Genomic DNA, 5,370 nt, shown 5'->3' on the forward strand with positions numbered 1-5,370 from the left:
CGGCAGAACCCCCCTCGCCTTTTCCGCCCCACCCTCGCGGGGCGTCCTCGTACTCGGCCCAGTCGGTTCGCCGTGTCACGGGATCAGCTCTTGGCGGCCGGGGCCTTGGCCTTCGTCGCCTTCGTGGCCGCCGGAGCGGGCACCTTCGCGGCGTCGTCCCCGGCAGCGGTCACCGCGGCGTCCGCACCCGGCTGGGCGGCAGGCTCCTCGGGCCGCACACCGACGCCCAGCTTCTCCTTGATCTTCTTCTCGATCTCGTTGGCCAGGTCGGGGTTGTCCTTGAGGAAGTTGCGCGCGTTCTCCTTGCCCTGGCCGAGCTGGTCGCCCTCGTACGTGTACCAGGCGCCGGCCTTGCGGACGAAGCCGTGCTCCACGCCCATGTCGATCAGACCGCCCTCGCGGCTGATGCCCTGGCCGTAGAGGATGTCGAACTCGGCCTGCTTGAAGGGCGGGGCGACCTTGTTCTTGACGACCTTGACGCGGGTGCGGTTGCCGACCGCGTCCGTGCCGTCCTTCAGGGTCTCGATACGGCGGATGTCCATGCGCACCGAGGCGTAGAACTTCAGCGCCCGGCCACCGGTCGTGGTCTCCGGGGAGCCGAACATCACGCCGATCTTCTCGCGGAGCTGGTTGATGAAGATCGCGGTGGTCTTGGACTGGTTGAGCGCGCTGGTGATCTTCCGCAGGGCCTGGCTCATCAGACGGGCCTGCAGACCGACGTGGCTGTCGCCCATCTCGCCCTCGATCTCCGCGCGCGGGACGAGCGCGGCGACGGAGTCGATGACGATGAGGTCGAGGGCACCGGAGCGGACCAGCATGTCCACGATCTCCAGGGCCTGCTCGCCGTTGTCCGGCTGGGACAGGATCAGGTTGTCCACGTCCACGCCGAGCTTGCGCGCGTACTCCGGGTCGAGGGCGTGCTCCGCGTCCACGAAGGCCACCTGGCCGCCGGCCCGCTGTGCGTTGGCCACCGCGTGCAGGGTCAGGGTCGTCTTGCCGGAGGACTCCGGGCCGTACACCTCCACCACGCGGCCGCGCGGGATGCCGCCCACGCCGAGCGCGACGTCGAGCGCGGTCGACCCGGTGGGGATGACCTCGATGGGCTCGTTGGGCCGCTCGCCCATGCGCATGACCGCGCCCTTGCCGAACTGCCGTTCAATCTGTGCGAGCGCGGCGTCGAGCGCCTTCTCGCGGTCGGTTCCTGCCATGGGTTCCACCCGATTTGCTTGAGTCGATCGCTTCACGTCAAAGACGCTAACGCCTGCCACTGACAATGCGCCCCGACGCCCGTCCGGCCTGTGGATAACTCGGGTACTTCTCCATGCAAACCATGTCGAAACGCCCGCCGCTGGCTTCGCCGGAGCTTCCATATGAATGGATGTTCGATTTTCGTGTCAAGCGCACCACGCGGCACCGGGGCCACTTCCTGCGGCCTCCTACGACCCCTCTCCGGCTACTCCCCACGGCGTACACGAGGCGCCTTCGGCGGTAGGACGACCGGCCGGGCCGTTCTCGCGAGCCTTGTGCCATGGAGACCACGACGAGTACCCGAGAAGCCGCCTCCACCCACCGTCGACCCGGCACGCTGGCCGGCAGCCTGGTGATCGCCGGAGCAGCGGCCTGCCCGGCCCGGAAGGCGGCAGGGGCCTGATGGAACCGACTCTGCCGCATGCTCCCGCGGCGCCGGACCGGACGCCGGTGCCGCGAGCTGTCGACGCCGACGCCCGCCGCGTGGAGTGCCTCTGTCACGCCACCGGTCTCCTCCTGGTCCTCTCCGGGCTCGCGCACCTGGTGGTGTTCGCCGTGGACGGCGGCCCCTGGGACGGGCCGGTCTCCTGGCGCAAGCCGGTGACGTTCGGGGTGTCCTTCGGGGTGACCCTGATCGCGGTCACCTGGGTCACGTCGTATCTCCGCGTCGGTCCGCGGCCACGCGCCCTGCTCCTCGCGCTGTTCGCCGCGGACTGCGTCCTGGAGGTCGGTGGCATCACCCTCCAGGCGTGGCGCGGAGTGCCCTCGCACCTCGACATGGAGACCCCCTTCGACACGGCGGTGTCCATGACGCTCGCGGTGGGCGGCGGCGTCCTGGTGGTGCTGCTGACGGTGTTGGCGATCGCCTCCTTCCGCCACCGGCCCTCGGGCCCGGCGGGGATGGACCTCGCGGTGCGGTCGGGGTTCGCGATCCTGTTGGTCGCGCTCGCCTCGGGCGCCGCGATGATCGCGCGCGGGGTCGTCCTCACCCGCACCGGCCACCAGGAGGCGGCGTACCACTCGACCGCCCCGCTCAAGCCGCTGCACGGCGTGAGCCTGCACGCGGTCCTGGTCCTGCCGGCACTGGCCTGGCTGCTCTCACGCACGTCCTGGAGCGAACCACTGCGGCGCCGGATCCTGTACGCGGCGATCGGTGCCTACGTCGCGGCCGTCCTCGGCGCCGCGCTGTGGGCCGCTCTCGCCTTCTGAACCCGGCACCCTCAGGACGAGCCGTCCTCGCCGGTGGTGTCCTGCGTCCGGGGCCGCCGCCGCTCCCACAGCGCACGCACGCGCGTGACCGGCGAGGGCCCCTCGCCCGGCTTCCGGTGCCCGTGGACCCGGGGGTCGTCGGTGACGGTGTACCGCTTCACGTACGCCCCGAGGAACGCCTGAAGCGTGGCGACCGCCGGAATGGCGATCAGGGCGCCGACCGCGCCGAGGAGGGCGGTGCCCGCGATGACCGATCCGAAGGCGACCGCGGGATGGATGTCGACGGTCTTCGAGGTCAGCTTGGGCTGCAGCACGTAGTTCTCGAACTGCTGGTATATCACCACGAAGATCAGCACCCACAGCGCGTACCAGGGATCGACCGTGAAGGCGATCAGCATGGGCAGGGCGCCCGCGAGATAGGTGCCGATGGTCGGGATGAACTGCGAGACCAGGCCGACCCACACGGCGAGCACGGGCGCGTACGGCACGTCCAGGGCCTGGAGCAGGATGAAGTGCGCGATGCCGGAGACCAGGGCCATCAGACCGCGCGAGTAGAGGTAACCGCCGGTCTTGTCCACGGCGATCTCCCACGCGCGCAGCACCTCGGTCTGGCGGGCGGGCGGCAGGACGGAGCAGAGCGCGCGGCGCAGCCTCGGGCCGTCCGCCGCGAAGTAGAACGAGAACAGCGCGATCGTCAGGAGCTGGAAGAGCCCGCCGAGGACCTGGGCGGAGACGTCCAGGACGCCGGTGGCGCTGTTCTGCACGTAGTTGCGCAGCCAGTCGGAGCGCAGCAGCCCCTCCTGGACGTCCACCCGCTTCAGCTCGGTGTGGAAGTGCCCGTTGATCCAGGCGATGACGGAGTCGAGGTAGTCGGGGAAGTCCTCGACGATCTTGATGATCTGGCCCGCGAGCATCGAACCGAGCAGCGTCACGAAGCCGGCCGTCACGATCAGCACGCCGAAGAACACGAGGAAGGTGGCGAGTCCCCTGCGCATGCCCCGCGCGGCCATCTTGCTCACCGCGGGTTCGATGGCCAGGGCCAGGAAGAACGCGATGAGCACGTTGGTCAGCAGGCCTATCAGCTGGTGGAAGGCCCAACTGCCGAGCTGGAACACGGCGATGAGAGCGAGCGCCAGCACCATGGCACGCGGCAGCCAGCGCGGCATGCGGGCGTTCGGCCCGCCGCCTGCGGCCGGGGGCCGGGTGGGGGGCGTCGGGCCGAGCGGAGATGCGTGCTGGGCTGCCTGCCCGGACTCGTCAGTGGGTGCCACGGTGCAAGTCTCGCCCACGTGACTGACAATGAGTGCCGTCCTGCGATCTTCGTGACCGGCCGGAGCCTCTTTCGTGAGATGTTCACACGAAATCGGCACTTCTCCCCGGAGCGTTCACGCCGTGTCAGTGCCGCCGGCCCGGAACGTTCACGCCCCTCAGTGCCGCTCGCCCGGAACGTTCATCACGGTGCAGACCACCCGCCACACGTCCTTGGCGTCCCAGCCGGAGTCCAGCGCCTCGTGCACGGTGCGCCCACCGAGCTCCGCCATCACATGATCGCGCGCGAAGGTGTCGGCGTACCCCGGACCGAAGTGTTCCGCCATCCGCTGCCAGAAGACCGTCAACCGCATGACTCCAGTATCCCGCCCCTGAGGGTGGGCCTGGGCCGGGACCGCCTGCCGAGACCGCTTTCCGCCCTACGGTCTGACGCATGCCCGAAACAGGAGCCTTCCCACTCCCCCAGACGCCACCGGCGCACTCCCCGCTCTTCCGCGCCGAGCACTTCGTCTGGCTCACCGCGCGTGTGCTGGAGCAGCGTCTGTTCGCGTACCACTTCCTGAACGGCGGCCCCGACCCGGTGGAGACGGCCCTGGACGCCCACCGCAACGCGGACGGCGGCTACGGCCACGCCCTGGAGCCCGATCTTCGCGGCCCGGTCAGCCAGCCCCTGCACACCGCTCACGCCCTGCGGGTCCTGGACGCCGTCGGACGCTGCGGCGGACAGCGCGTGGAGCGCGTGTGCCGCTATCTCACCTCGGTCTCCACCCCGGAGGGTGCCCTCCCGAAGGTCACCACCGCCCAGCGCGGCTATCCGACGGCCCCCTCCATGCCGGTCGTCGACGCCCCGCCGAGCGACCTGCTCGCCACCGGCCCGGTGGTCGGTCTGCTGCACCGCAACGAGGTGTGGCACGCCTGGCTCTTCCGGGCCACGGACTTCTGCTGGCAGGCGGTGGAGTCCCTCCAGGTGTCCCATCCGGCCGAGATCCAGGCCGCCCTCACCTTCCTGGACTCCGCCCCCGACCGCTCGCGCGCGCAGGCGACCGCCGACCGCCTCGGCCGCCTGGTGCGCGAGCGGCGTCTCGCCGCGCTGGACCCCTCGAACCTCGACGGTTCCGCCCCGGACGAGCACCACTTCCCGCACGACTACGCGAGGACGCCGGACTCCCTCGCGCGCGGCTGGTTCACGGACGAGGAGATGTCCCGCTCCCTGGACTTCCTCGCGGCCGCCCAGCAGGAGGACGGCGGCTGGCCGACCCGCCGACGCCGGTGGGCCCCCACCGTCGCCCACGAAGCACGCCCCATGGCGACCATCAGGGCCCTGCGGACCCTGCGCGCGTACGGCCGTGAGGTGGGCTGACCCCACGGTGGACCGGTAGCCGTGCACGGCGGAGCGGGAGGCCCAGGTCCCCGGCCAGGGCAGAGCCCCCACCGTGGCGGCAGCTGCGCCGCGGGCAATCAGGGGCGCGGGTAACTGCGCAAAAACGCCCGCCCCCATTCACCCTCACCCGGACGACAACCCCACCCGGCCAACCGCCGGAGACAACCCGTTGTCAGTCCCCGGAGGCAAGATGGACGCATGGTCAGCCGAGCACACCGAGCCCTGAACGGCTTCTCCCCCGCCACCCGCGGCTGGTTCACGGG

At 70.7% G+C, this 5,370-nt stretch carries 6 protein-coding genes; 3 read left to right on the plus strand and 3 right to left on the minus strand.

The genetic code is table 11. The features are described 5' to 3' along the window. Nucleotides 1-83 precede the first annotated feature (83 nt). Nucleotides 84-1,208, minus strand: coding sequence for a recombinase RecA (gene recA / locus EHS43_RS36325; protein ID WP_125194865.1), 1,125 nt, complete (start codon nt 1,206-1,208; stop codon nt 84-86). A gap of 320 nt (nt 1,209-1,528) precedes the next feature. On the opposite strand from recA, the gene EHS43_RS48350 reads away from it, so the two are divergent. Together EHS43_RS48350 and EHS43_RS36330 are read left to right on the plus strand one after the other, a co-directional pair. Next, entirely contained in the window at nt 1,529-1,651 is a 123-nt protein-coding gene (locus tag EHS43_RS48350) for a hypothetical protein (RefSeq protein ID WP_260470878.1), read from the plus strand. Then, complete coding sequence (locus tag EHS43_RS36330) at nt 1,651-2,457, plus strand: hypothetical protein (protein ID WP_260470879.1); 807 nt, start codon at nt 1,651-1,653, stop codon at nt 2,455-2,457. The genes EHS43_RS48350 and EHS43_RS36330 overlap by 1 nt, the downstream gene beginning before the upstream one ends. A gap of 11 nt (nt 2,458-2,468) precedes the next feature. Here the strand turns inward: EHS43_RS36330 and EHS43_RS36335 are convergent, their stop codons facing one another. Continuing rightward, on the minus strand, nt 2,469-3,728 hold the full coding sequence (locus tag EHS43_RS36335; RefSeq protein WP_125194866.1) for an AI-2E family transporter: 1,260 nt from the start codon (nt 3,726-3,728) through the stop codon (nt 2,469-2,471). 156 nt (nt 3,729-3,884) lie between these two features. Continuing rightward, on the minus strand, nt 3,885-4,079 hold the full coding sequence (locus EHS43_RS36340; RefSeq protein ID WP_037708609.1) for a DUF3046 domain-containing protein: 195 nt from the start codon (nt 4,077-4,079) through the stop codon (nt 3,885-3,887). An 80-nt stretch (nt 4,080-4,159) separates the two neighbouring features. On the opposite strand from EHS43_RS36340, the gene EHS43_RS36345 reads away from it, so the two are divergent. Continuing rightward, on the plus strand, nt 4,160-5,086 hold the full coding sequence (locus EHS43_RS36345; RefSeq protein ID WP_125194867.1) for a hypothetical protein: 927 nt from the start codon (nt 4,160-4,162) through the stop codon (nt 5,084-5,086). Nucleotides 5,087-5,370 lie beyond the last annotated feature (284 nt).

Source organism: Streptomyces sp. RP5T (assembly GCF_003933965.1).
Classification (GTDB): Bacteria; Actinomycetota; Actinomycetes; order Streptomycetales; family Streptomycetaceae; genus Streptomyces.

Bases quoted from the DNA above. Each gene is read 5' to 3' on its own strand.
- EHS43_RS36340 (WP_037708609.1), bottom strand. From the start codon at position 4,079: ATGCGGTTGACGGTCTTCTGGCAGCGGATGGCGGAACACTTCGGTCCG.
- recA (WP_125194865.1), bottom strand. From the start codon at position 1,208: ATGGCAGGAACCGACCGCGAGAAGGCGCTCGACGCCGCGCTCGCACAG.
- EHS43_RS48350 (WP_260470878.1), top strand. From the start codon at position 1,529: ATGGAGACCACGACGAGTACCCGAGAAGCCGCCTCCACCCACCGTCGA.
- EHS43_RS36345 (WP_125194867.1), top strand. From the start codon at position 4,160: ATGCCCGAAACAGGAGCCTTCCCACTCCCCCAGACGCCACCGGCGCAC.
- EHS43_RS36330 (WP_260470879.1), top strand. From the start codon at position 1,651: ATGGAACCGACTCTGCCGCATGCTCCCGCGGCGCCGGACCGGACGCCG.